Here is a 26202-nt window from a genome sequence, read left to right on the forward strand (position 1 = left end):
GGTCAGCCCGTTCGGTTGCAGATCGGGACCGAAAAGCGCCGGAGGGCAGTCGTGCGCTTCGCCTCCGCCGACTTCACCGCGGTAAAGGCCAAAGCGTGACCGAGAGTTCTGTGGTGAAGTCACGTAAAGATAACAGCCCTCGGGAGCCGCTCCGTACCCCTCTCGTCATCCGTAGGCGCACGGAGTCGCAGAGAGGCTCCGGAAGTCGGCCGGCGGCACCGGGCATCCCGTCACCGAACCGGTCAATTCGGTGTGCCGGACCCGCCTCCGGCCCGCCGGAACACTGCGGCAGGAGCGCCGCAGGCGGTACGGGGCGCGGATCGGTCGCATGTCTGGCGCAACCTGAGCGAAACAGCCTGCGGGGCGTCGCCCAGTACCGGCGCGGCCGAACCCGGTGTGAGACCGTCGAGTTGGCAATCCGGGGCAAGGCCGAGCAGGTCGCGGTGGAGCCGGCCGGCCGAGGCCGGTGAAGCGATCGCGGCCTGGCATCAGGGGCTTGGCCCAGGGCGTGTTCCGAAAGGAGCGTCGTCCGCCCGAAGGGCGGGGCCCGCGGCGTCCGGTGCGGTGCGCCGCAAGGTGGAGGGTCGTTCTCGTACGGGGCGTATGTGGACGATCCCGACAACGTGGCGAAGCCCCCGCCGAGGGCGGCTGAGCCGACGGGAGCGGATCACGCCGACGAGAGTGAACGAGGCATGGAAAGGCCCCCGGGAAGGCCGGCGGACCAGTGATCGCCACGGTCTCGCCGACCCGGACCGCTTCGCGACACGACCTGCTCGGCGCGGTGCGCCCGACGTCCGACCGACGAAGGCCGACGATGGCTGAGGTCAACTCCCGTCTTTACAAGAGTTTTGAGATCCAGCTGGCACTCAGGACAGTGAATCCTCGGTCAGCAGGTCCTTGTCGTCGTCGGTGGCGACCTGGCGGGCGACCTCCACGAAGGACTCGGCCCTGCCGCCGCTGACACGGGCGAACAGATGGGACTCGAAGGTCAGCTCCGCCCCTTCCGACGAGACCATGCGGAACAGGAACCGGCCGGCCGCCATGCTGTCCGTGCCGATCAGTTGGAGCGTGCGCAGCTCACCGCCGTCGGCGACCCGCGCCCGCATCTCGCGTACATGCGCGGCGAATTCGGACCGCTGGTGCACACGGCCGTTGATGCGCTGAACGAAATCCGGTGTGAGTAACCTGTCCAGGGTGTCTTCGAGCGGCTCGGTCGCTTCGTCTCCGTGGAGCAGTTCGGTGAGCACGGCCTTCAGGTCGAATGTCTGGTTCATGGGCGTCTCTCCTTCGCTGTTCAGTGCTTGATGAAACCGAGCAGTGCGTGGCCGACTTCGTCGCGCGTCCACGGCAGTCCGTGCGGTGCGCCGCCGATCTCGACGTATTCCCGCGGCTGGTCCGGCGTCCTTGAAGCGCCCGCCGGTCGCGTCGACCGGCAGGACGCGGTCCGCGGTCTCGTGCGGAATCAGGACCGGCTCGCCGTTCTCCCACACCGGTGCGGCGTCCGCACGCAAGTCTTCGAGTCAGGCCGGCACCACGACGTGGGCGAAAACCGGGGCCGAGTGGGCGAAAACCGGGGCCGAGTGGGCGAAAACCGGGGCCGAGCGCGTCGCCGTGTTCCGATGGGCGGTGACCACCTCCTGGCTGATGCGTTCGCCCAGGTTCACGTCCGGATTGTAGAACTTCCCGTAGAAGACGGTGAACCACGCGTACCGGTCAGTCTGCGCGGCGTGAACGATGTCGTCGAGCACAGGCCGCGGCACGCCCTGCGGGTCGCCCTCGCGCTGTACGAGGAACGGTTCGAGGGAGCCAGGAAGGTGAGTCGGCGACACGGGCGCGTCCGTCCCTGTGCACGCAGCGGGCGAGTTCGCCGGTCCGGCGCTCACAGCGGTGGCCGCCGACGTAGGTGTCGATTTCCTCGTCGGGCAGGGCGGCGTTGAGCCGGCCGTACTTCTCGGCGAGGTCCGAGCCGTAACGACCTGGGGAGCAAGAGGGAGTGGATTGGCGAGCGGCGTCGTGCGGCTTCGGATCCAGGGCGGAGGAGGGAGGCGGAGGGGGTCTGTCCTGCTCGAAAGCAGCTGAGAGCCCGGGGAAGGAGCGTCGGTGACCGACGACGACGCCGGAGGCGGAGTCGCAGGGCGTCGGGAGCCCGTCCCCGCCACACTTCCGCCTCTGCCGGACCGTGGGAGCGCCCCGCGTAGATCCGTACCGTGTGATCCGTTCGTCAAGGAGTACCGTCGCATGACCTCCGAAGCCGCCGGCACCGACCGGACGCTCGACTTCCCCGCCGCACGCGCCGCCGCGTGCCCCTTCGACCCGCCGCCCGCCTACCAGCACGCCCTGCGTACCGAGCCGGTGGCCCGGGCGCGTCTGTGGGACGGTTCCACCTGTTGGCTGGTGACCGGCTACCCACAAGTGAGATCCATGCTCGGCGACCGGCGCCTGAGTGCCGACGTCCGGGTGGACGGGTTCCCCCTTCTCTCCCGGGGTCGGCGCGAGCTGGTGAACCGCTCCGCCCCGTCCTTCATCCGGCTGGACGACCTCGAACACGCCCGCCAGAGACACATGCTCACCGGCGACTTCATCGTCCGGCGGGTCGAGGCGATGCGGCCGCAGATCCAGCAGGTGGTGGACGAGGCGCTCGACCGGATGATCGACGAGGGCGGGCCCGCCGACCTGGTCACCGCCTTCGCGGTTCCGGTGTCCTCGCTGGTCATCTGCCGCCTGCTCGGCCTGCCCCACCAGGATCACGCCTTCTTCCGGACACACAGCCGCGTCCTGGCCGACATCGACTCGGACACCGAGACGCTGCGCGCGTCCATCACCGCGTTGACCGGGTACCTGACCGACGTCGCCCAGCACAAACGGCGCTCCCCCGACGAGAGCGTGCTCGGCCATCTTGCCGCGCGCGAGGACATCTCCGTCGAAGAGGTCGCCTCGATGGGGCGGCTCCTGCTGACCGCCGGCCAGGAGACCACCGCCGAGATGACTACGCTCGGTACCCTCGCCCTGCTGCGGAACCCCGAGCAGGCCGAACTCCTGTGCACCGAACCGGAGCTGACGAAGGGAGCGGTCGAGGAACTGCTGCGATACCTGAGCATCGTGCATCTCGGCGTACCCCGAGTGGCGGTGGAGGACATCGACCTCGACGGCACCCTGATCCGGGCAGGCGAGGGGGTCCTGCTGATGCTCTCCACCGCCAACCGCGACGCCGGGCCGTTCCCGGACGGCGACCGGCTCGACATCACCCGCGACGCCCGCCACCACCTGGCCTTCAGCTTCGGGGCCCACCAGTGCCTGGGCCAATCACTGGTCCGGGCGGAACTCCAGACCACCTTGCCGACCCTCTTCCGCCGCCTCCCCGGGCTGCGGCTCGTCGTCCCGTTCGCCGAGGTCACCTATCGCACGGACATGGTCTACGGCGTCAACAAGCTACCCGTCAGCTGGTGACCCGAGAAGACACCGGCGGCCGGGCGGAGGACAGTATGGCCCGCTCACGTGGCCTCCGCTCGACCGGACATCGGACATCGGACACCGGACGCCGGGTAGCGGTCGTGGACGGCAGACCGTGGACGGCGGACGGCAGACCACGGCCCGCCGGGATGAGGGGCCTGGTCACGTCACCGTGTTGCCGGCCTGTTGCCGCAGCAGCTTCTTGTCCGGCTTTCCGGCTTCGGCGAGGGGCAGTTCGGTGGCGCAGGTGATTCGGCTCAGGGGTGATCCGCTCGCGTTCGGTCGCCTCCAGGACCTCGGCGGGCTCGAAGTCGCCCAGGAGCATCACCGATCCGCCGGCCGCGCCTCCGGGGCGGCGACGCCGCGATCCCGGCCGCGCCGCTTCCCCGCGGATCTGGGGGCCGAGGGCGGGGCGAGGTGCGGCGGCCGGCCCGCTGGGGGATCCTTGTGCACGAACGCGCGCCGCAGAGCGTGGTACGACGATCGCGGATCGAAGAAGATCCGCCGCATCACGGTCAGCTCCTCCGCCCGGTGGGCGGCCAGAGGCTTGCGGGCCTCGTCGCTGTCCCGTTCGGCCTTCTTGGCGGCGATACGCAACCGAGTCGCGGGCGACGCGGCGAACTGGGCCGCCAGCCGGGCGACTTCGTCCGAGAAGGACTGCGCATCGCAGTCGACCGTCCGGTCGACCAGGCCGAGCCGCACTGCGGCCTCGGCGCTCACCGGCAGCGCAGTGCCCGTGAGGCGCTCCGCGACAGCGGCCCCCACCCGGCGCGGCAGTGTGTACGTCCAGTACTCGGATCCGTACAGCCCCATGAGGCGGTAGTGCGGGTTCAGCACCGTCGCCTGCCTGCACCAGACCTCGTCGGCGGCGAGGGCGAGCATCACCCCGCCTGCGGCGGCGTTGCCGGCCACGGCGGAGACCACCAGCCGGTCGCTCGTGGTGAGAACTGCCTCCACGAGGTCGTTCATGGCATTGATGTTGGCCCAGGACTCCTCGCCGGGATCGGCGGCGGCCTCGATGACATTGAGGTGGATGCCGTTGGAGAAGAAGTCCCGGCCACCCCCGAGCACCAGCACCGAGGTGGGCCGTCGGCACGCCATCCGGTACGCGTCGAGCAGGCGTCGGCACTGTGTGGTGCTCATCGCGCCGCCGGGGAAGGAGAACGCGAGGAAACCGGCCCGTCCCTCCTCGCGGTAGCTGATGTCATTCCAGCCGCTTCGGCGCCCCTGCTCGTGCGGCGGCGCGGAACGTCGCGGAAGCGCGGGCAGACGCCCGCCGAGTGCCGTCGTCGCAGGCAGTTTGAACGTGGCGGGACCATCCGGTCGACGGCAGGCCCGGAGCTCGGGGATCCATACCGCGCCGTCGGCCGTCGCCCGGCAGACGGCCTCCGCCCGTACGGCCACCAACTCGCCCGGCCTCCCGCGCAGTTCGTGCTCCGGATGTCCCCCGTGCAGAAACCACTCGTCCCCCAGCAGCTCGTCACGTACGCCGGGGGAGGAGTCGGCGGCACGCAGCTTGCGAAGAACCGTGTCCGTGGAGTCGGAAGCCCAGTCGATACGCCGATGCTCCTGGCGCAGGTACGGTCGCGTACGGATGAGCAACTCTGCGCCTGCGCCGCTTTGTGGACGAGGAACGTACGTACCGGAGGAGAAGCGTTCGACGGCGAGGTGCACGGCCCGCGACGCGGCGTCCGAGACTTCGTTGCGGTACAGATCGCTCTTGCCCACCGGGGGCACCGGGAAGGTGGCCGACGCCCAGATGGCCCCGGCGTCCATCTCCTCGTCGGCCTGCAGGACGGTCACCCCCCAGGTGTCCGCGCCCTCTTGGACGGCCCGGTCGAGAGAGGAGGGCCCGCGGTCGCCCGGTGGGCCGGGATGGACGACGAGACAGGTGCGCGTCGCCCACACGTCCCGCGGGATGGCGGTCTTCAGCATGGGGGCCACGACGAGGTCCGGCGCGAACTCCCGCAGGGCCTGCCGCAGCGACGCGTCACGCACCGAATCGTCCGGCAACGCGATTTCCACCGCTACGGTATGGCCGCGGTCCCTCAACTCGGCATGAATACGCTGAGTGAGGCTGTTGAATACGCTCGCCACGAGCAGGATGCGCACAACGATCTCCCAACGCCCCGGACCGTCCCGGCCCGTCCCAGTCCGGACGGGTCCGGACGGTTGCGATGCTGGGGCACCGCCGACGGGGCACGGGCAGCAACCGGCTGGCAAGTCACCCGAAAGCGGACGCAGCGGCGACCACTCAGGGGAACCCGGGCGTCGGACCGCTCCCGCTCGCCCACCGACCTCGAGGGAGAAGAACCGGCTCGCCGCCGCATCGCCGGGCGCCGGAGCGCCAGGGGCTCATTCCTGCCGCGTTCCGAGCCGCTCGGCCAGGAAGGCGGTGATCTCGTTCCGGGCCTGCATGGTGGGGTGACCGTCCTGATCGACGAGGTGCGCCGTGACGACGCTGTGGGCGCAACCGACGACATCGCGGAAGAAGGGTGGCGGATTCGTGTTCGCCGTCTCGGCCTTGAGTACACGGCCGTCGAATGCGTCCCCGAGCAGTGCTCGGTAGGCGGCGAACCGCTGGCCAGTGCACCACCTGTCTTTGTCGAAGCGGTAGGCGAGAACCTTCAATCCGTCTCGCGCTACACGTTCAGCCACGGCAGCAGCGTCTTCGTCACTGATCTCCAGACCGCCGGCATCGTCGAGCGGAAGCGACGGATGGTTCACCACTGGTGCGATGACGGCGGGTTCGAGTGCCATGGTCAAGGCGAAGTTGCCGGTAAAACACAGACCGACGGCGCCGACGCCGGGCCCGCCGCACTCGGCGTGCGCCAGGCGAGCGAGGCCGCGCAGCCATGTGACGACGGGGCTGGTACCTCCACCGGCGAACGCTCGGAACTCGGCGCTGACACACGCGCGTCGAACGATGGTCTCCTGTGCCTCGGCGAGCGGATAGGCGCCGTCGACGCCGAAGAGGGAGGGCAGGTACACGGAGAAACCGGCGTCACGCACCCAACGCGCGAACCTGGCGACGTCGGGGCTGATACCCGGCATCTCGGGCATGAGGACGACTGCCGGTCCTGACCCGGCAACGTGCACGGTCTTGTTGACGTCATCGACGCTGACGACTCTTCGCGAGAAGTCGTCCAAGGGGTCGTTCTGCCCTCGCATGATTGTCATGACCGAGATGATGGCGAGTGGCCGCCCGCTCTGAGAAGCGGCGGTATCGCCACGTATCCCGGTAATATCGCCACCCGTTCCCAAGGTGCCGGAGGGGCAGCATGAGCCCGCTGCGAGTCGGTGTGCTGGCCTACCCCGGCTGCTTCGCGTCGGAGGTGTTCGGAGTTCCCGACCTCCTGACGATGGCCACTCACGTCGCCGCGGTGCACGGGTCGGTTCAGTCGGGTTACGAGACGTCGGTCATCTCGCCCCGGCGGCGGGTGATCGCATCCGGTGGCTCGGTCATCGATGTCTCGGCGGTCCGTCCGGTGGACGTCCTGATCGTGCCGGGCTTCGAGCTTTCGCCCATGCTCGATCTCGACGCCACACTCGCAAACCTGGGACCGGAGGTGGCATCGATTCGATCGCAGGCGGCCTCCGGGACCGCTGTCGTATCGATCTGCGTGGGCGCCTTCCTGCTCGCCGAAGCCGGGCTGCTCGGCGGGCGCGAAGCGACCACGTCCTGGTTGTTCGCGGACCGCTTCGCCCGCCGGTACGCCGACGTGCGCCTCCGCCCGGAGAAGTTGGTCGTGACCGACCGGGGGGTGACGACCACAGCGGCCTTCAGCGCCATGTACGACTTCGCGCTGCAGTTCGTCCGCGAGCACGACGGCCCCCGCGTCGCCCGCAGTACCGCGCGCATCGCGCTCGTCGATGACGCACGTTCGACGCAGGCTCCCTATGTCGACTCGCGGCTCGTACCCACTGCGGGCGGGGAGTTCTCGCTCGGCGTCAAGCGGTGGCTCGACCAGAACCTCAGTGCTCGCTACGACCTGTCCGCACTCGCCCAGGAGTTCCACGTCAGCACGAGAACCATGCTCCGTCGCTTCGGCGACGAAGCCGGCGAGACGCCACTCGCCTATCTGCAGACGGCCCGGGTGCGTCGAGCCAGACACCTGCTGGAGACGACCGACAAGACCGTCGCCGGCATCGCCGCCGATGTCGGGTACCTCGACCCCGGGGCGTTCGGCGGCATCTTCGCCAGACACACGGGCCGGCGGCCGGGGGAGTATCGCGCGATGTTCCGTCGTCGCCGCGACGGGTAGAGCACCTGCACCGCAGCGCCGTCGGCTCACCCCGCAGACTTGGCCTCCACCCTGATGGACGCGCCCGGTTCAGTCAGGCGGGTGAGAGCGGCGAGTGCGTGAGGCGGTCCGTAGCGGGCGAGGACGGGGAGCGCCTGGGTGGTGGAAAGGGCGTCGTGGTCGGGTACGGGCGGGCCCCGTGCGGCTCGCCCGTACGCCGTGCGCCCAGCGGTTCGGAAGACGGCACAGCCGGCGGAACCGGTGGGGCGGAAGACCGGCCGAGACCGCGGCAGCCGCGCTCGCCGATGCCCTCCGCGCCCACGGGGCAGGCGCGTACGCACGAGTCCTGACCTCCGGGCAGGCCGGCGCCGGGCTCGCCCCGCAGTCCGCGCGAGCCGTGGTGGCCGTGCTCACCTCCCGGTCGACCACCGTGCCCCGCCGTCGACGGCGGGACTCGGGCCCGGCTTCAAAGGTGTGGCGGACCCGTAGAAATCCTCCGGGCTCGGTTCGACGCCATGACGTCGTCTGCCCCTCGTCGTCGTGCGTCAGCTGCTGTGCAGGATCTCCAGGCGCTGTCGTGCCACGTTCAGGTGTCGGTGGTCGAGCGTCGGCAGGGTGCGCAGCAGGCCGATCAGCTCGGGGCCGCACTCGCGGGCCTGCCTCGGGTCTCTGATCTGCGTCCAGCAGTAGTGGGCGCTCTTCACCGCGGCGATGACCTGCGGGGCGTCGGGCGACTGGTGGGCGAGGCGGGTCCGGCAGGCAGCGATCCACAAGTGGGTGGCCAGTACCCAATTGCCCTGCATCTTCGCGAGGTCCGCGCGGATCTCGGTCCACTGGATGGCCTGAGGAGAGGTGACACCGTAGGTGGTCAGGGCATGCTGCTCCCACAGTTGGGCCAGTTGTATCGCCTCGGGATACCGGTGCTGCTCGGCCAGTGCGTGGATGTACGGACGTGGGTCGGTCCGGAGTGGCGCAACCGGCTGCTGGACCGCCGGAACGTGCTGCGTTGCGGGAGCCGAGGCCGCCACGGGCACGGGGTGCGGAGCCCGTACCGGGGCAGCGGGTTCCGCACGCTGCCCCTGCTGGTCGACGTCGTCGTGACCGGGCCGGGACGCCGGCGGCACGGGCGCGGTCGGCTGGGACTGCTGGGGCAGGAGCGACTGTGGCACGGGGCCCGGGCTGGGCGCAGCAGGCTGCGGCGGCGAGCTTTGGAACAGGAATGGGGAGCCGGGCGCGGGCTGGGCCGGGTGCCGGTCGAGGCCGGGCATCGCCTCGCCCGGCTCCTGCTGCTGGTCGTCCGCGAGTAGCGGCAGGTTCGTCCTTGGATGCCGGGGTTCGGTCTGCGGGGCGCTGATCTCCGGGATGTGCGGGAGGACCAGGGCACCGGGTGGGAGCGCCACGGAGCCGACGGTCTGTGCGTGCAGCTGGGCGTTCGGGGGCCGGTCGGGGGTGAGACGCAGTTGCTCGACGAACCCTCGTGTGTAGGTGCTCACGCCGTTGCTGCCGGCGTAGCCGGGAGGGGTGATCACTCCGTAGACCTCGGCGGCCGGGGGAGTGGCGAGAGCCCCGGGCTCCTGGAGGTGGGGCCATGCGTGCTTGTCCGCGGCGAGGTCGACCAGGACGGTCGTCAGTCCTGCGGGGCGGTGGCGCAGCTCGGTCCCCAACCATTCCCAGGGCAGTGCGGTGTAGCGGATGGTGGATGCCGTGGTGTGCGTCAGTGCGAGGTAGAGCTGGTGGTCGCGGCGGGCGAGGGTGAGCCGGCCGGAGAGGTAGACGAGCAGCGGGCCCGGCGTGGCGGCGGCGCTGCGCAGTTTCATCAGCAGGGCCTGCTGGTCCTTGACGCCGTCGAGGTACGTGGTGTCGGCGGGCACGTTGCTGGCGAGCAGCACGGGCACGGGCACCATCGACAGGGCTGCGAGGTTGGCGCTGGGCTCGACCTGTACGGCGCGCCGTCGTATGGCGGTGTCACCCGCGATGAGGAGGACGTGCCCGCGCTGTTCCTGACCCGCCCCGGTGGTGGTTTGCATGTACTGCACCGTACTCATCAACAAAGGTGATTCCGGCGTGGTTTCCCCAGGGAAACAAGCAGATCCTGCTGGAAGGAGCGGCGGCCGTCGGCGCGGTGCCGGTAGCCGTCTTCCAGTCGCGCAGGCTGAGCATCGGCGCTGAGGGGCCAAAAGGCTGTGGAGCGCTACGGTGACGAGGCTGTTCCGCTACGCCGATGCTCAGGTGGATGCGAGTGGGAGTCGCTCCGGGCGCCGCCGGTTCGTTTCCTGGCGTAGTGAGGCGAGTGGATAAGGAGGGTCTGGGTGTTGGCGTGAGGAGGAGCGGGCGAGGCGGTGGAAGGTGTTCTGCCAGGCGTGGGTGCGCTCCACATGCCACCTCTGGCTTGCCTGGATGGGCGCGTTCCCGCCCTCGCGTGCGGATTCGACCGTGCAGGCCGCGTTCATCCAGCAGGGCGCGAGTCTTGTCGGAGTCGGAGTCGGAGTCGGAGTCGGAGTCGGAGTCGGAGCCGGCGTCCGGGTGGACGGTGATGTTGTCGGGCAGCGGGTCGAGGTCGTCCAGGCGGTCCGGAGCCGGGGTGAGCAGCGGGGAGTCGTGGCGGTTGGCTCCGGCCAGGACGCGGCCCGGCGGAATGCCGTGATCGTCCGTCATGCCCGGGAGTTTCAGGGCCTGTTCGCTGTGAAGTGCTGGGTGCAGATCGCTGTGACCTGAAGGCGGGCAGGTGCGGTTCGTGCGGGTCAGTGGGCGCCGCATGCGATGAGCGGCACATCGCGGAGGAGGAGTCGGGGCCGGAGGGCGCTGAGCGACTCAGTCGTGGAGAGTGACATTGGGCAGCGGGCGGCCAGTGGCGTCGAACAGCGCGGCTCCACAGTCGCAGCGCTCGTCGGCCAGGGTCTGGTCCGCCGGCAATTGCCAGACCAGCATCTGCGAGCAGTTCGGACAGTCCAGGCTGACCAGGGTCTCTTCGGGTTCCGAGCCCCAGGCCCGCACCGGGAGGCCCTGGTGCATCAACCCGGTCGGCTCACGCTCATCGGTCAGCGCGACCAGTACCTCGTAGGTGTCGGTGCCGTTGTCCCACACCACGAGCGTGCAGCCGAGATCTGCCAGCACACCGGACAGATGATCGAGCTGACGGACCGGCAAATCACCGCGGCGCAGAGTCGGGTCGGTCTCGGCCGCGTGGTAGACGGCGTTGGTGTCGACGTCTGTCGGCTCCGCCCCGAAGGCCCGTACCCGACCAGCCACGAACGCAGCCAGCTGGCCCGGGTAATCCTCACCGGCCCAGTCCATCGTGAACATCACACCGTCGACTTGAACCCCCCGGGCCCGCTCGCCGGGGGTCAGGACCAGCTCTTCCAGTTCTGTCACGACGATCACGCTATCAACTGCCGGGCGGCGGACCGTACCGTCGTTGTGCCGTTGTCGTGCATGGCCAACACCAGCCTCCGCACCCGTCTGCGCGACTTCTGAGCCGAAGACTGCGGGCACAGGGAGCAGGCACCGCGCCCGACCCGAGGACAAGACGGGACGCCGACGCAGCCGGAGCGAGGGGGCAGTCGGCGCCCCGTCCCGTTCCCGGTACGGGGCCGGAGCCCGGACCGTACCGGGCGCACGCGGACGATCCCGACAACTAGTGCCGCATCAGGCAACGTTTGCCCCGTCGCGCCGCCCAGCACTTCCCCAAGCTCTCAGCTTCGTTCGAGCAGGGGAGGCCCCATCCGAGGGCTTCCGGCCGCCTTGCGATCGCACGCACCGGTCGACGCTCCTTCCGGGCAAACCTTGCCGGTCGCGGCACTAGAAACGGGAGCAGCGGCCGGTCGGCCGGCCGGCGGGAGGGCGGCACTGGAGGGCGTCGTCGGCCGAATTGGTGCTCAGGTAGCGGCCGATGCACGCGTTGGCCGTGGTTCTGCCGCGCTCGGCACAGAAGGCGAGTGCGGAGCGCCCATCGGTGAAAGGGCCTGGGGCATAGAACACCCAGTATCCCGGGCGCAACGACGGATAGTCGTCGCTGCGGAGAACCTCCGCTTCGGGCACCGACCGCCGAACCGCGGCGAGCCGTTGACCACGCGCCGCGACGCCCGCGCTGATGGGCTCGGAGTGGAGCTGGGCGATCCAGCGGCCGCTGGGCAGGGGAGGTTGTTCGGCCGGGGCGGTCGATTGCGGCTTATCAACTGTAGGGTCCGCCGTCGCCTCCGCTGTCGCATCTGCCGTCGGGTCCGGCGTTGCGCTGGGAGTCTGCCTGGGCGGGCGGCTCGGTGCGGTGGCTGGAGATTGGGAGGACGTCGTGCTCGGCGGAATGCCCACTTTCCTGCTCGCCTCGCCGTCTTCCGGACCGCGAGGCAGGAGCACCAGTGCGGTCGACGCTGTGGCCACCAACGCTGCAGCGATCACGGCGATGACGACCGGCTTTCGGTTCCATTGTCGCTCCGACACGGGGGCAGGCCTTGGGCTGTCCAGCTGAGTGGGTGGATGCCCGAGGGAAACAGATGGTGGCACCGAAGCGGTGACCGTCGGCTGTGCCCAGTGGGGCGCCGAGGCGGCCTCCACCTGCGCCAGCATTGCGTCCAGTTGTTCCGCGTTCGGGCGGGCCGCCGGGTCGCGTACCAACAGCGCTTGGAGTACGGGGGCAAGTGGGCCGGAGCGCACCGGCGGCGGCACTGGTTCGTCGAGCACTGCGGCGAGGGTGGCAAGCGTCGTAGCACGCCGCATCGGGCTGACACCCTCCACGCTCACGTACAGCACCAGGCCGAGCGACCACAGGTCGGACGCGGGATCGTCGTCGTGGCCGCGAATGCGCTCAGGAGCGATGTACTCGGGTGAGCCGACAAGTTCGTGGGTTGCTGTCAGCGAGGTAGAGCCCCGCAGCCCTGCGATTCCGAAGTCGGTGAGCACGGCGGTTCCGTCGAGGCGCAGCAGAACATTGGCGGGTTTGACGTCCCGGTGGTGTATGCCTGCCATATGGGCGGCCTTGAGCGCGGACAACACCTGTCGGCCCATGCGGGCCGCCTCCGCGCACGTCATCGGGCCCGCCGAGAGCCGTTCCTGGAGGGAGTGGCCGGAAACCAGCTCCATCACCAGCCATGGGTGCGGATCTGCATCCACGATGTGGTGGATGGTCACGACGTTGGGGTGGTTGAGCCGGGCCAGCGCCCGTGCCTCGCGCAGAACACGCTCACGCGATACATCCGACGCCTCTGCGTCCGACCGCACAGCCTTGAGTGCGACTTCCCGGTGCAGCACGGTGTCGCTCGCCCGCCACACCGTGCCCATTCCGCCACTTCCCAGCTGCTCGATCAGCCGGAAGCGTCCATCTATCAGATGTCCACCTGCGCCCATGCGCCACAGAGTAGGGACTGAGTCAATTCTTGATCAAGTTCACGGAACAGCTGCTGTGAGGAAGTCGCGAGGCTGCTGACTCACGGTCTGGAACGGGTCGGCCCACGGACGGCAGCCGGGCCGGGCAGTCGTCCGTTCCTCTCGCACATCGATGCCCGTGCGATCCGCCGACGATCCGAGAAACGCGGTACCGGTCGGTGGAATTCGGCGAGAGGGAGTGCGGGTGCAGGTCTCGCACGACAGGGCGAGCATGGAAGGGCCCGCGCCACCGAGGCCGACGGCAGGAAGGCATCCGATGCAGCCGAGCAAGGCGGTCAGGATTGTGATCGTCGGAGGGTCTGTCGGGGGCCTCGCGGCGGCCCATGAGATGCGGGCCGTGGGTGTCGAGGCCGCTGTGTACGAGCGTTCCGCGGGCAGGATGGAGGCCCGCGGCGCCGGGGTCGTCATGCAGCCCGAGGTGGAGGCACTGTTCGCTCGTCTGCACATGTCGGTGCGAGCGGTGAGCGTCGAGCTGTGGGAGCGCCAACAGCTTCACCTCCACGGCAGGGCCACCCGGTACGAGGCCCCTCAACTGATGACCGCGTGGGACACCCTCTACCGGGCGCTGCGGGAACCCCTTGCCGGCGTCTGCTATCGCCTGGACAGTGCCTTGAGACAGGTCCGGGTGGAGGGCTCCGTGGTCACAGCCGGGTTCGCGGACGGGTACACGACGCAGGGCCACTTCCTGGTGGGCGCCGACGGTATCGGCTCGGCGACGCGCCGACTGCTCGGTGGCGCCGCGCGCCCCTCGTACGCCGGCTACGTGGCCTGGCGGGGCCTGGAGCCGGAAGCGGCCCTGCCCGGGGATCTGCTGGAGCTCCTGACGGGCCGGTTCACATTCTTCGGCTCGGACGGCATGCAGATGCTGTGCTACCTCGTGCCGGGGCCGGAAGGCGAGCTGACGGAAGGCTCCAGGCGGGTGAACTGGGTGTGGTACATGAACGTGCCGGAGCCGCGACCTGCCGAGGCTGCTCGCGAGCCGGTCCGGGAAGCCGTACACGGCTTTCCTGCCACCCGGAGAAATGCTGCCGGATACGGCGGCGGAACTCGACGCGACGGCGGACGCATCGCTTCCACCGCAGTTCGCGGAGCTCGTACGGCGCTCCGACGTCTTCATGCAGCCCGTCTTCGACCTTCCGCCCCACCGGATGGTCGCCGACCACGTGGCCTTGATCGGTGACGCTGCCGGAACGGTCCGTCCCCACACCGCCTCCGGAACCTCCAAGGCCTTCGCCGACGCGGCCGGGCTCGCGGCGGCTCTGCGCGGATGGACACCTGGCCAGGACGAGCCGGGCGGGCGGCTTGCGGACTGGGAACAGGAACGGCTCCTTCGCCTGGCTGCTCTGTCGCGCGCCGGGATTGGCCTGGCCAACCAGTCATCACTCGGGACGGCGGACGGCCGGCGCCTCTTCGCTTCCGCCTGACGCGTTCGGCGCGCCGGTACAGGCAGTGAGGGTGAACCTTCCCCCTTGATCGTGGACACCTGGAGACTGGGACGTGAGAGCCCAGAGGAAGCAGTGCCAGGTGGGAAGTAATGACACGAAGTGGTACTCGGAGGAGTGCAAGCGGGACGCGATCGAACTCGTGCGGTCGTCGGGACGGACGGTGGCCGCGGTCGCCCGGGAGCTCGGGGTCAGTTCGGAGTCCCTGCGGGGCTGGGTGAAGAAGGGGCCGTTGGTGGGGGCATGCATGGGAAGACCTTGCCGAGGTCGGCCGCGAAGACCCCGATGTGGAGCAGGCCCAGTACCAGTGCTGCCGCGAACGCCCGGCTCTGGTTCGCCAACGCGAAACCGGCCACGACAAAGCCGGCCAGCGCCTGGCTGTCGGGTCCGAGTCTCCCTTTCACCCGAACCGCCCCGTAAAACGGACCCGTGTCCGTGGAATACATGGAGGTGTTCACACGTGGAGGGTCCGTGAGACGGACCCGCCGACCAGGAAGGACACGAAATGGCCGACTACAACAGCAACGACGAAGGCGGCACGATCATCCGCGGCGAGGACGGGTCGCTCTATTTCCTGCGCGACGAGATGCTGGATGCCTGCAAGGTGACCGAGCCCGATATGGCGCAGTTCTGTGCGAATCTGCTCGACGCGGTGCAGGTGGCCGGCGGCGAGGAGGTCACGGGCAACGGCTTCCGGATGGGCACGGGCAAGGCGGCCCAGGCGCAGTCGTTCGTGGGCCCCTTCCAGCGGGCCGACCTGGCCGAGGACGTGAACTGGAAGGCCTCGGGGACGGTCATGTGCCCGGGCACGATGGGCCTGGCCAAGTTCAGGGTCAATCCGAGCACGGTCTCGCGCTGACCGGGCCACCGCTCCCACCGCCCTCCCTCCTGTCGTTCGGCCCCCGGAGACCGCCCTCGTGCACGCAGTACTCCTGTTCCCGCCAGCAGCCGACCCCCGCAGCCCGCACCTGGCCCTTCCATCCCTCACGTCCCGCCTGCGCCGCAACGGCGTCGAGGTGACCCAGCGGGACCTCGACGTGGAGGCGGTCGACGCGCTGCTGCGCCCCGCCGCGCTGGAGCGAGCGGCCGGGGTCTGTCGCGACCGCCGGTCCCGACGGGTCCCGGTCGGCGAGCGGGACCGGCTCGACCGGGTCCTGGCCATGGCCGAACGGACGCTGGAACTCGCCCCGGGAGCCGCCGACACGCTGCGCGACCCTGTGGCCTTCTACCATCCGCTGGCTCTCGCCGAAGCGCGTGAGGCGCTGTCCCACGGACTGCGCATGGTGGGGGCCGCCCACGGTGTGGACTGGGACATCGCGCCTGTGACCTACGCGGTCGACGCCATCGACCCGGCCCGGCTGCCGGACCTGGACCGTGCGACCGCCGACCCTGCGGTCAACGTCTTCGAGGACCACTGGTCGCACGGGATCCTCGCCGATCTGGAAGCCGTCCGTCCGGACCTGGTCGGCATCTCCATCCTCAACCACCAGCAGGTCATTCCGGGTCTGACGCTCGCGCGGCGGTGCAAGAGCGCGGGCCACACGGTCGTGATCGGCGGCACCGTCTACGCGAAGTTCGCATCGGCGCTCCTGCGGCGGCCCCGTTTCTTCACGCTGTTCTGCGACGCGCTGGTGCCATACGAAGGGGAGACCGCCCTGCTGGGTGTCCTGGAACGCCTCGCGGACGGCCGGGACCTGGCCGGCGTGCCGAACACCGTCGCGCTCGACGCGTCCGGGGCCCCGGTGGCGGGGCGGGTGGTGGCCGAGGACGTGGCGGCCCTGCCGACCCCCGACTTCGAAGGCCTTCCCCTGGACCGCTATCTCACCCCTGTTCCGGTCCTGCCGATCCTCACCGGCAAGGGCTGCTACTTCAACAAGTGCCGGTTCTGCGACATCCCGCACATCAACCGGGTCGCCCCGCGGCCCTACCGCACCCGCCCGCCCGCCGTCGTGGCCGAGGACATCGCCCGGCTGACGGAACGCCACGGCTGTCGGCACTACGAGATCACCGACGAGGCGCTGTCCCCCCGCTTCCTCCTCAGACTGGGCGAGGCCCTGGCCGAACGGGACCTGGACGTGTCGCTGGTCGGCTACGCCCGGCTGGAGCCCGGCTTCGACGCCGCCACGTGCGAACGCCTGGCCGCCATGGGGGTGCGCAAGCTGTTCTTCGGCCTGGAGTCGGGCTCCCAGCGCATGCTCGACCACATGGTCAAGGGCGTCCGCCTGCCTGTCGCCTCGCAGGTCCTGCGCACGGTGCACGAGGCCGGGATCTGCCTGCACCTGTTCAGCATGGTGGGGTTCCCCCAGGAGACCGAGCAGGACGCACAGCAGACGCTGTCCTTCCTTCTCGATCACGCCGACGTGCTCGCCGACCCCCGGCACAGCTTCGACGTGCACGGCTTCAGCCTCGACCTGCGGACCGACTACTTCGAGCAGGCGGACCGCTTCGGCATCGAGATGGACGCGGAGGAACTGGCCGGTGCCGACTTCCCGCTGTCGGTGCGGTCGTGGACATCGACCGGGGGGCTGTCCACACAACGGGCACAGCAGCTCATCGCCGACTTCCAGGCCGTCCTGCGGGCCCGTTTCCCAGTGCACCGGCAGTTCCCCGCGCACCTGTGGCCGAGTTTCGAGGAGTACGCCATGTTGTACGCCGAGCGTTACGGAACCGACCGGTTCCCCTGGCAGCTGTGCCTGCCGCCGCCCGGGGACCCGCTGCTGTTCCGGCTGGAGTGGCCGCGCAGCACGCGCTTCCGGCCCACCGACGAGGGCTTCGCCGCCGAGTCGTTCACGGGACGGGTGCGCACACCGCGGCAGTTGCTGCAGTTGCTCGCCCGGCCCGCCGAACCGTGCCGGGTCGACGACCTGCTGAGCGCGCTCGCCTCCCAGGTCGCTCCGGGCGGCGACCGCGACACCCACGACCGCGCGGTGATCGCCAAGGAACTGCGCGGCATGATCGACGAGATGCTGGCCGCCGGCGTGCTGTGGCTGGTGCCGGCCGCCGGCACCCGGATCGGAGCCGCCGCGTGAGCGACGCCAACGCCGCCCTGCGGGACCTGCTCGCTGCGGGCTCGGCCGCCGTCCCCAAGCTCTTCAAGGGCGGGACCCACCGCTGCGTCCGCCCGGAGGACACCGTCCGCCGCGTGAGCCCCCTCTTCGACATGATGGGCATCACCCGCGTGGCGGACGTCACCGGACTCGACCACATCGGCATCCCGGTCGTCGTGGTCAGTCGGCCCAACTCCCGTTCGCTGTCGGTCTCACAGGGCAAGGGCGTCGACCTGCCCGCCGCGCGGGCCTCTGCGGTCATGGAGTCCGTCGAGGCCTGGCACGCCGAGCGGATCGCCGCGCCCGTGAAGCTGGCCACGTACGAGGAACTGCGCTGGAGCCACACCCTGGCCGATGTCACCGCGCTGCCCGCCGACGCCGGCTCGGGGTTCCATCCGCATCTGGACCTGCTGTGGACGGAGAGCTGGGACCTGCTCGGGCAGACCCCGACCTGGGTGCCGTACGAACTGGTCCACACCCGCTTCACACTGCCCCGGCCCACCGGCGCCGGCTGCTTCCTGGCCTCGTCCAACGGCCTGGCCTCGGGCAACCATGTGATCGAGGCCGTGATCCACGGCATCTGCGAGGTGGTCGAGCGCGACGCCACCACCCTGTGGCACCTGCTGGACCCGGACGCGGCCGCCGCCACCCGCGTCGACCTGGCGACCGTGAGGGACCCGGACGCACGGACCGTGCTGGACCTGTACGAGCGGGCCGGCGTGGACGTGGCGGTGTGGGAGACGACGACCGCCGACATCGGTGTGCCCTCCTTCTTCTGCGTCATCACCGAGGGCGACGACCTCTTCCGCCGCATGCACTCGGCGGCGGGCATGGGCTGTCATCCGGTGCGTACGGTGGCGCTGCTGCGGGCGCTGACCGAGGCGGCGCAGAGCCGGCTCACCATCACCGCCGGGTCCAGGGAGGACGTGGCCCGCGACGACTACGACCGGGTGCGCAACCCCGATGTGCTGGCCCGGGAGCGGGCGCTGCTGCGAGGGACGCCCGCCCGGTCCTTCGACTCCGGTCCCGGCTTCGACGCCGACACTTTCGACGCGGACCTGGCCTGGCTGCTGGAACGGCTCAAGAACGCCGGCATCACTCAGGTCCTCGCCGTCGACCTGACCCTGCCACATCTGCGCATTCCGGTCGTGCGGGTGGTGATTCCCGGGCTGGAGTCGGCGAGCATGCTGGACGGCTGGGTGCCCGGGCCACGGGCCCGGGCACTGCGCGGCGGTGTCGCCGGCCCGCCTCCCGTCGCCTCCGGCCACGCCTGCGACAGCGAAGGGAGCGCCCGATGAGCGGGCTGAGGGGCGCCATCTGCGTCTTCGTGGGGCCCACGCTGGCAGCCCGGACCGTCACCGACACCCTCCCGGACGCCGTCGTGCTGCCGCCCGCCGCGCAGGGGGACGTGTACCGCGCGGCCAGGGAACGGCCGCGGGCCCTGGCCGTCGTGGACGGCTACTTCGAGCGGGTCCCCTCGGTGTGGCACAAGGAGGTCCTCTGGGCCCTGCACGAGGGCATCCCCGTCTACGGCGCCTCCAGCATGGGAGCGCTGCGGGCCGCGGAGCTGCGGGCCTTCGGCATGGTCGGGGTCGGCTGGATCTTCGAGCAGTTCGCCGCCGGCACGCTCACCGACGACGACGAGGTCGCGGTGGCGCACACCGAGCAGGCTCTCGGCTACCGGGCGGCGTCCGAGGCGATGGTCAACATCCGCCGCACCCTGGAGGCGGCGGCAGGCGAAGGAGTCATCGGCGACGACGACGCCGACACCCTCACAGCGCTCGCCAAACAGCGCTTCTACCCCGAGCGCTCCTGGTCCGCCCTCCTCAAAGAGGCGAGCGCGCGGGGCCTCGCCGACAGCGCCGCCGCTCTGCGCGCCTGGCTTCCGCACGGCAGGGTGGACCAGAAGCGGCAGGACGCCCTGGCGCTGTTGGACCTGCTGCGCACCCACCCGCCGGAACCCGTCGGTGTCCCCTGGACCTTCCAGCACACCCTGTGGTGGGACGACCTCGTACGGAGCGCCGGCCCGGCCCCCGTCACCGGCGACCACGGCGCGCTCACGATGCACCTGATCCTGGAGGAACTGCTCCTGGATCCGGAGGACTTCACCGACGTCTACCGCGGGGCCCTCGTCCGCACCCTCGCCTCCGCCGAGGCGGAACGCTGCGCGGTGCGGCCCGACACCACGGCAGTACGCGAGCATGCCAACGACCTGTGCACCGCCCTCGGCCTGACCGACCAGGCGGCCTTCGACGCCTGGCTGGCGCACAACCACCTCGACCTGGACGGATTCAACGCCATGGCCAGGACCGACGCGGCGGCCACGCTGGTCGCCGCGCGTGCCGGGGCCGACGTCCTCGCCCACCTGCCCGACCAGCTCCGGGCCACAGGCCGCTTCGGCCGACTGGCGGCGAGGGCCGAGGACAAGCAGCGCACGCTCGCCGCGGCCGGCCTGGAGAACCCCTCGGCCGAAGCAGCCGGAGGCGGCACGCGCGAGCTGTATCAGGAGTGGTTCGACCGCCACGGCATCCCCGTCCCGTCCCATGTCGACCGGTGGGCCAAGACCGCCGGCCACCGCGACGAGGACGCCTTCCGACGGGTGCTGGCCCGCGAAGCGGTGTACCGGAGTCTGAAGGAGAACGTATGACGCGGACGTGGCTGCGTGCCGATGTGAGCATCAACGTCACCTACGAGGACCGGACACGCTTCGGCAGCCCGGTCACGGGGAATCCGGAACTCGCGGCGCGTCGGCTGTACGCGCCCCTCACCGAGCACGCCGAAGCCCACGGCCACGCCTCGCTGGTCTCGGCGGCCCCCGGGCTGCTGGCCGAGGTGGTGCGGGGGCAGGCGTTCCGGGCGGTCGCCGACGCATCGGCGGACGGCGGCTGGTACCTGCACGAGGACGTCCGCCACCCCGACCCCGCGCTGGCCCGGCCGCGCCTGCTCACGCTGGGCCGCGAGGACCTGGCGGACGGCGAGGCACTCGTCCGGCTCCGCCTGCCGGACAGCCACTGGGCGCCGGCCCACGCGCTGATCGCGGATCTGAGCAACGACGGCCTGACCGAGGCGGCCGTCCGGGAGCTGCACCCCGACATGCGCACCCTGCTGACCGGCCTGCGCGAACAGAGCCTGCTCGCCGCGGTGCCACCCGGCCGCCGCGCCCCGGAACTGGAGGAGGCGGACGTCACCTTCTGCGGCCACAACACCGCCCTGGTACAAGGACGCCAGGCCCGGGTGGTGGTGGATCCCTGGCTCCCCGCCCGCCGCGCCATCTACCCGGAGACCTATCAGCCGATGCAGCCTGCCGACCTCGGCCGTGTCGACGCGGTCCTGCTGACGCACAGTCACCCGGACCACTTCGACCCCGCGTCGCTGCTCCGGCTGCCGCCCGACACACCCGTCGTCGTCCCGGTGGTCGAACGGGAGAGCATCCTGACCGCCGACCTGGCCCTGCGCCTGACCGAGCTCGGCTTCACCACGGTCGTACCGCTCGCCTGGCACACGTCCTGGCAGGTCGGCGACATCACGGTGACCGCCCTGCCCTTCTACGGGGAACAGCCCACCGACGCCAAGCGGCTGCACCCGGAGGTCACCAACGTCGGCAACACCTATCTGGTCGAGACCCCGCGCTCCCGCTCCGTCTTCCTGGCCGACGCGGGGCGCGACGACCGCGGGGACATGCGGGATGTGGCCCTGGAGGCGCGCGCCCGGCTGGGCGATCCCGACCTGCTCTTCGCCGGCTACCGCGGCTGGCGCATGTACCCGGTCCAGTTGCTGTTCTCCTCCATCGCCCGCTATCTGCCCTTCGTGCCTCCGGAACTGTGGGCCTGCCGCATGCAGTTGATGACCGACGCGGACGGTGCGCTGGACCTGGCCGAGCGCTGGGGCGCGCGAACCGTCGTGCCGTACGCCGACGGCGGAGCGCCGTGGCACTGGAACCTGGGTCTGGGACCGCGGCTGGACGGGCACGGCGAGGAGATCGCGGGAATCGACCCGTTCCCCGAGTGCGTGGCGCGGACAGCGCGGTGTCGCTCGTCGCTGCTCGACGGTCAGGTGAGCTCCACCGGCGTGGAGGTGTGCCTTCTGCGCCCCGGCGACTCCCTGGCGCAGGTGCGCGGCCGGCGCCGCCTGGTGCGGGTGCCCGGCCACAGCTGGCCCTGGCCGGAGGGGGTACCGGAGCCGGCGGATGTCCCCTGACCGCGGACGGGCCGGGACATGGACGTGAAGGTGATCGGCGCGCCGGTTCTGCGAGTCGCGGCCTGGCCGATCGACCTGCTCGAATCCTTCGCCGCCGACGCTCTCGCCCGCCGGGCCGACCAACTCCTCGCGCTGCGCGAGGCGATCACCGCCCGCAGCGGTGAACTCACCGACGCCCTCTTCCCGGTGGTGCCCGCTCTGCCCCGGCGCGAACGCCGCGCCGTGCTGGCTCTGCGCCGCGCCCTGCACGCCGGCCCGGAGCCCGTACGGTGCGACGCGTCGGTGGCGACGCTCCTGGACGCCCACGGCGACGTGGGCCGGCGGATCCGGGACGACCTGGAGCAGCGGCGGCACCTGGCCGCCCTGACCGAGGAGTTCGCCGTTGCCTGGGCGGCCGAGGACGGCCGGCAGCGCGCCCTGCTGCTGCGGATCGCCCGCTCCGACCGGTTCCGTACCGCCCTGGCGGTGGGCAACCCCGCCGTCCACGACGCCTTGGAACGGTCGCGGCGCGACGACGGCGGCCCGGCCAGACGCAGACGGCTGGAGCACACCCTCTGGCGGCTTTTGAGCCGGGCCTGCGCCCGCCCGACACCGCAGGGCCTGTGGTCCGGCGTGGTCCACCCGCACCGCACAGAACGCCCGGAAAGGATCCGTTACGAGGTCGGGGTACGCCTGGCCCCCTTCCGCGCCGCCGCCGAGACACTCGCCCACCGGGACCCCCTGCGGGGCCGGCTGCGCCGCGACCCGAGCGTCCACCGGGAGGGGGACGCCTGGTGGTGGCTGTCGTTCGGGCCGGAAGGCCCGGTGTGGAGCCGCATCGGGGGACAGCCGCTGATGGACGCCGTCCTGACCGCCTGCGACGGCGGCCGGAGCGTCGACCCCGGGGACCTGCTCGCCGCTCTGGCCGGGGACGACACCGCGGCGCGGCCGGCGCTCGAACGTGTCCTGCGGGCCCTGGTGGCGCGCGGGCTCCTCCAGCCGTGCGCGGGACTCCCCGGCACCGCCGAGGACGTGTGGCAGGCCCTGGAGGCCGTCACCCCCGGACTCGGGGCCGAAGACGCGGAGATGTGGGCGCTGTCGGTGAAGCGGATCCGGGCGCTGTGCGAGGAGTTGGCGCTCGGCCTGGCCGAGTGGTCCCCGCGGCGGGTGCGCGAGCAGGTGCGGGCCTGTGACAGGGAGGCAGCCAGGCTGTTCGCGTTCGCGGACGTCCCGGCGCCGGAAGGCACGGTCGTCACCGTCGACTGGGAGCCGGGAGCCGCGTTCCGCCTCTCCTGGACGGCCGCCGACGACCGCGCCGCCGAGGAGACGATCGCCGGGGCGCTGGCGAACGCGGGGGCCGACGCGACCGCCGAACGGTACCGGCACGCGTCGGTCGGGGAACTGGCCGAGGCGCTCGCGGGCCTGCCACCCGTACCGCTCGGGGAATCGATGCGCCGCTGGGACGCCGTACAGGCCGCACGGCACCACCCCGGCGCGCGGCCCGCTACCGCGGACAGCCCGGACACCCGGCCCGGCGTCCTCGACCTGCGGTTCGGCCCGCGGCCCTTCACCGCCCTGGGAGTGCAGGAGGACTGCGATCTGTGGGAGGAACGTCTGCTCGCCGACCGGCGCCGCCCTGTGCACACGCTCGCCGCGACTGCCCGCCCGACGGGCGGCGGGCAGGGCGCGGCCGTGCTCACCGCGGACGGCAGAGGGCACCTGGCCTTCCTGTGGGGACGCCCCCAGCCCGCCGTCTTCCATGCCCGGCACCGGCCGGGAGCGGCGGACCGGGCGGCGTTCCGCGCGGCCCTGCTCGGCCGGGCGGTGGAGGTCGTCGGCCGCGACTGCGCCGAGCCGGGCACGGCCGTCCGCCCCGACCTGACCGGCGCGCGGCTCGACCTGACGGCCGCCGGGCGGGCCTCGGCCGACCGGTGGCTGCTCACGGTGGACGACGACGGCCGCGTCTGGTGCGTGGACGCCCGGGAGCCGTCCCGGCGCCTGATGCCGGTCTACAACGCGGCGGCCGAGACGGGTCACCGGGATCCGCTCAGCCATCTGCTGTGGACAGCCGCCATGAGCCACGGCTGGGAATGGCTGTCGCTGGGGCTGCCGGCACTGCCGGCCGAACGCGAGGTCTGGCGGCACCACCCCGAGGTCAGGACACACGGCGGCATCCGCATCGGCACCCGCCGCTGGACCGTTCCCCCGGCGGCGGTGGACGGGCTGGTCCGCCTCTCCGGTCCGGCCCGCTACCTCGCCTGGAGACAGGCAGTACGGGACATGGGGCTGCCCGCCCTGGTGCAGGTCCGCCCGGAGCACCCCGCCGCCACTCCCTTGGCCCTGCCGCCGTCGAGCCCCCTGGCCCTGGACGCCCTCGTCCCCCTGGTGTCCCAGGCGGACCCCGGACCGCTGGTCATCACCCCTGTGTCCGGCCGGAAGGACCCCCGGCGCCGGCTGGTCGACGGCGAGCGACGCGAACACCTGTGGGAGGCCGCCGTGGCATGGAGTACGTCCGACGCGCCCGCCGGGCACTGCCCCGGCGCGGGCAAGCGGCCCGTGCTCGATCCGTACATCGCGCTGCGCGGGCCGGAGAGCCTGCGGGCCACCGGCGAACCCTGGGTGCAGTGCGACTGCGATCTGCCGACCGACCGGGCCGGGTGGTCCCGGCTGAGGGACGGAGTCGCGCGGTTGCGGGACGAAGGGCTCGTCTCCCGCTGGTGGTTCCTGCACAAGCCTCCGGGGATCCGGCTGCGGCTGGAGTCCCCGGACCCCGGCTCGCTGCGCCGCGCGACGGCGGACGCGACGCCGCCCGCCCGGCTCCCGGGGCTGCGGACGACCGGCGTGTACGAACCCGAGACGTATCGCTTCGGCGGACCGGCCGGCCTCGATCTGGCACACACCCACTGCGCGGCCGACAGCCGCCTCGCCCTGTCGTGGAACACCTGCCCGGGCGGCGGAGAGACCTCGCTCGTCCCCTTGGTGGGCCTTGTCACCGCGCAGACGCTGCTGTCCAGGATCGCCGAGGACGCGGACGAGCTCCGGGACCTCTGGCTGCGCCTCGACCATGCCCTGCGCACGGCCCTCGGCCCCCACGTCGCACCCGACGGCCCGCCGTACCTGGACCCCGCCGTGGCGGGCTCGCTCCTGACGGGGCGCGTACCGGTCACCGGTGACGCGGTGGCCGACACCCACCTGGTCCGTGCTCGGCGGTGGGCGGCACGCACGGGCGACGCCGCCGCCCTGCTCCGGCGCGCCCAGGGCTTCCCCGTACGGGCCTGGGCGACGGCGCTGGTGCTCTTCCACTGGAACCGGTGGGCGCTCACGCCCGAGCGTCTCCTTCCGGTGGTGCGGGCCGGACTGTCCCCGTACGAGGACTCCGCCTGCCGACAGGAGTACGGCTCACAGGTGCGAGGGAGCGGGACCGCGTGACGCCTTCCCGCCCCCGGCAGACCAGGCCCGACCGGCCGAACCGGCCCGACCGGCCCGACTGGCACGCCTGGCGGGTCCGGTGCGCGTCGGCGTCCGCGCGGGGGCGGCTGCTGGTCCTGGTCGCCGGTGCGGCGCGAACCCCGTGGTTCTGGGCCGACCTGCTCGACGGGGGTGCCTCGATGGAGTTCGCCGTCCCCGTCACCGAACCCCTCGACGCCCAACTGGACTGGATCACCGGCGCCTTGCGGCGCGGGCTCGTCACCGCCGCGCAGCCCCGCTCCTGTGCGGCGGTGTGCAGCCCTGGCCTGTTCCCCCACGGCCGCCCGCCTCTCGTCTGGGGCGATCTGCTGGCGGCGACCAGCGACCGTGCGCACGGTGTCCTGACGTCCGGCTCCGGTGACCCGAGCGGGTACGCGCCGCAGGACGTGATCGCCGGAGAAGTGACGAGCCTGTACTCCTGGCTGGTTCCGGAGCGCCATCGGTCCGCTGCGGCCGACTGGCACCTGGCGTGGCTCGAAGCCACCGCCGGCCACCGTGCTTCCGGCGCTCCCCTGCCCTCACCGCCGCCCGCCGCTTCGGCCTTCTCCCGGCTTCCCGGCCCCGGCCTGCCCGCCGGCCTCGCGGTGGGCCTGCGCACCTGGTCCTCCTGCGTCGCCCGTATGGTCGGCGTCCCGGCCGAGGACGTGTGGACGCCGGTGGTCGCCAGGCTCTGCCACATCCAGGCCGTCCGCCTCGGCGGTACGGACGCGGGGCGCCGCGCGGAGACGGCAGCTCTGCTCGCGTTTCCGCGGAGGTGACGCCGGCGGGGCCGGGAGGCCGGCCGCCTCGCACAGGCCCTCTACGTCTCAAGAGACTTACGGCCTGGGGAGCAATAGGGAGTGGATCGGCGAGCGGCGTCGTGCGGCTTCGAATCCGAGGCGGCGGAGGGAGGAGGATGGGGTCTCCCCTGCTCGAAAGCAGCTGAGAGCTCGGGGAAGGAGCGTCGGTGACCGACGACGACGCGGGAGGCGGAGTCGCAGGGCGTCGGGAGCCCGC

19 protein-coding genes and 1 pseudogene are annotated in these 26202 nt (G+C 71.5%); 12 read left to right on the top strand and 8 right to left on the bottom strand.

The genetic code is table 11. The features are described 5' to 3' along the window. Window positions 1–866 precede the first annotated feature (866 nt). Together ACFYXM_RS32565 and ACFYXM_RS32570 are read right to left on the bottom strand one after the other, a co-directional pair. Entirely contained in the window at window positions 867–1274 is a 408-nt protein-coding gene (locus ACFYXM_RS32565; RefSeq protein WP_389294851.1) for a nuclear transport factor 2 family protein, read from the bottom strand. A 246-nt stretch (window positions 1275–1520) separates the two neighbouring features. Further along, window positions 1521–1829 (bottom strand): hypothetical protein, encoded by a 309-nt coding sequence (locus tag ACFYXM_RS32570; RefSeq protein WP_389294853.1) that lies wholly within the window; start codon window positions 1827–1829, stop codon window positions 1521–1523. A 409-nt stretch (window positions 1830–2238) separates the two neighbouring features. On the opposite strand from ACFYXM_RS32570, the gene ACFYXM_RS32575 reads away from it, so the two are divergent. Beyond that, entirely contained in the window at window positions 2239–3447 is a 1209-nt protein-coding gene (locus tag ACFYXM_RS32575) for a cytochrome P450 (RefSeq protein WP_389294855.1), read from the top strand. Between the two features lie 327 nt (window positions 3448–3774). Here the strand turns inward: ACFYXM_RS32575 and ACFYXM_RS32580 are convergent, their stop codons facing one another. After that, the gene (locus tag ACFYXM_RS32580) at window positions 3775–5562 is read right to left on the bottom strand and encodes an enoyl-CoA hydratase-related protein (protein ID WP_389294857.1); all 1788 of its coding nucleotides are present in this window, start codon (window positions 5560–5562) and stop codon (window positions 3775–3777) included. Window positions 5563–5805: 243 nt separating this feature from the next. Further along, on the bottom strand, window positions 5806–6600 hold the full coding sequence (locus ACFYXM_RS32585; protein ID WP_389294859.1) for a dienelactone hydrolase family protein: 795 nt from the start codon (window positions 6598–6600) through the stop codon (window positions 5806–5808). A gap of 131 nt (window positions 6601–6731) precedes the next feature. Between ACFYXM_RS32585 and ACFYXM_RS32590 the strand changes: the two genes are divergently transcribed. After that, complete coding sequence (locus tag ACFYXM_RS32590) at window positions 6732–7715, top strand: GlxA family transcriptional regulator (protein WP_389294861.1); 984 nt, start codon at window positions 6732–6734, stop codon at window positions 7713–7715. Window positions 7716–8239: 524 nt separating this feature from the next. Here the strand turns inward: ACFYXM_RS32590 and ACFYXM_RS32595 are convergent. The 4 genes and pseudogenes from ACFYXM_RS32595 to ACFYXM_RS32610 form a co-directional block, all read right to left on the bottom strand. Beyond that, a complete protein-coding gene (locus tag ACFYXM_RS32595; RefSeq protein ID WP_389294862.1) occupies window positions 8240–9721 on the bottom strand; it encodes a hypothetical protein in 1482 nt (493 codons plus the stop codon). Window positions 9722–10006: 285 nt separating this feature from the next. Beyond that, window positions 10007–10388, bottom strand: a pseudogene (locus ACFYXM_RS32600) (IS5/IS1182 family transposase); the annotation flags it as partial. 117 nt (window positions 10389–10505) lie between these two features. Continuing rightward, complete coding sequence (locus ACFYXM_RS32605; protein ID WP_389294864.1) at window positions 10506–11075, bottom strand: hypothetical protein; 570 nt, start codon at window positions 11073–11075, stop codon at window positions 10506–10508. A gap of 417 nt (window positions 11076–11492) precedes the next feature. Then, complete coding sequence (locus tag ACFYXM_RS32610; RefSeq protein ID WP_389294865.1) at window positions 11493–13034, bottom strand: protein kinase; 1542 nt, start codon at window positions 13032–13034, stop codon at window positions 11493–11495. Between the two features lie 295 nt (window positions 13035–13329). Here ACFYXM_RS32610 and ACFYXM_RS32615 point away from each other — a divergent pair, with 295 nt between their 5' ends. The 10 genes from ACFYXM_RS32615 (at window position 13330) to ACFYXM_RS32660 (ending at window position 25964) form a co-directional block, all read left to right on the top strand. Then, entirely contained in the window at window positions 13330–14253 is a 924-nt protein-coding gene (locus ACFYXM_RS32615; RefSeq protein WP_389294867.1) for an FAD-dependent monooxygenase, read from the top strand. Next, the gene (locus ACFYXM_RS32620; RefSeq protein WP_389294869.1) at window positions 14243–14497 is read left to right on the top strand and encodes a hypothetical protein; all 255 of its coding nucleotides are present in this window, start codon (window positions 14243–14245) and stop codon (window positions 14495–14497) included. Before ACFYXM_RS32615 ends, ACFYXM_RS32620 begins: the two co-directional genes overlap by 11 nt. 100 nt (window positions 14498–14597) lie before the next feature. After that, window positions 14598–14990, top strand: coding sequence for a transposase (locus ACFYXM_RS32625; protein WP_389294871.1), 393 nt, complete (start codon window positions 14598–14600; stop codon window positions 14988–14990). A gap of 30 nt (window positions 14991–15020) precedes the next feature. Further along, the gene (locus ACFYXM_RS32630; RefSeq protein ID WP_389294873.1) at window positions 15021–15374 is read left to right on the top strand and encodes a hypothetical protein; all 354 of its coding nucleotides are present in this window, start codon (window positions 15021–15023) and stop codon (window positions 15372–15374) included. 58 nt (window positions 15375–15432) lie between these two features. Beyond that, window positions 15433–17544 carry a B12-binding domain-containing radical SAM protein gene (locus tag ACFYXM_RS32635; protein WP_389294874.1) on the top strand — a complete coding sequence of 704 codons (2112 nt, stop codon included), beginning with the start codon at window positions 15433–15435 and terminating at the stop codon, window positions 17542–17544. After that, on the top strand, window positions 17541–18860 hold the full coding sequence (locus ACFYXM_RS32640; RefSeq protein WP_389294876.1) for a YcaO-like family protein: 1320 nt from the start codon (window positions 17541–17543) through the stop codon (window positions 18858–18860). The genes ACFYXM_RS32635 and ACFYXM_RS32640 overlap by 4 nt, the downstream gene beginning before the upstream one ends. Beyond that, window positions 18857–20209, top strand: coding sequence for a TfuA-like protein (locus tag ACFYXM_RS32645; protein ID WP_389294877.1), 1353 nt, complete (start codon window positions 18857–18859; stop codon window positions 20207–20209). Before ACFYXM_RS32640 ends, ACFYXM_RS32645 begins: the two co-directional genes overlap by 4 nt. Next, complete coding sequence (locus ACFYXM_RS32650; RefSeq protein ID WP_389294878.1) at window positions 20206–21759, top strand: MBL fold metallo-hydrolase; 1554 nt, start codon at window positions 20206–20208, stop codon at window positions 21757–21759. Before ACFYXM_RS32645 ends, ACFYXM_RS32650 begins: the two co-directional genes overlap by 4 nt. Window positions 21760–21777: 18 nt before the next feature. Then, window positions 21778–25167, top strand: a complete 3390-nt coding sequence (locus ACFYXM_RS32655) for a thiopeptide-type bacteriocin biosynthesis protein (protein ID WP_389294880.1) — start codon at window positions 21778–21780, stop codon at window positions 25165–25167. Continuing rightward, window positions 25164–25964: a hypothetical protein gene (locus tag ACFYXM_RS32660; protein WP_389294882.1), complete on the top strand. Its 801-nt coding sequence runs from the start codon at window positions 25164–25166 to the stop codon at window positions 25962–25964. The genes ACFYXM_RS32655 and ACFYXM_RS32660 overlap by 4 nt, the downstream gene beginning before the upstream one ends. Window positions 25965–26202: the final 238 nt, after the last annotated feature.

The sequence above is a fragment of the Streptomyces sp. NPDC002476 genome, from assembly GCF_042889785.1.
In the GTDB taxonomy this organism is placed as follows: domain Bacteria; phylum Actinomycetota; class Actinomycetes; order Streptomycetales; family Streptomycetaceae; genus Streptomyces.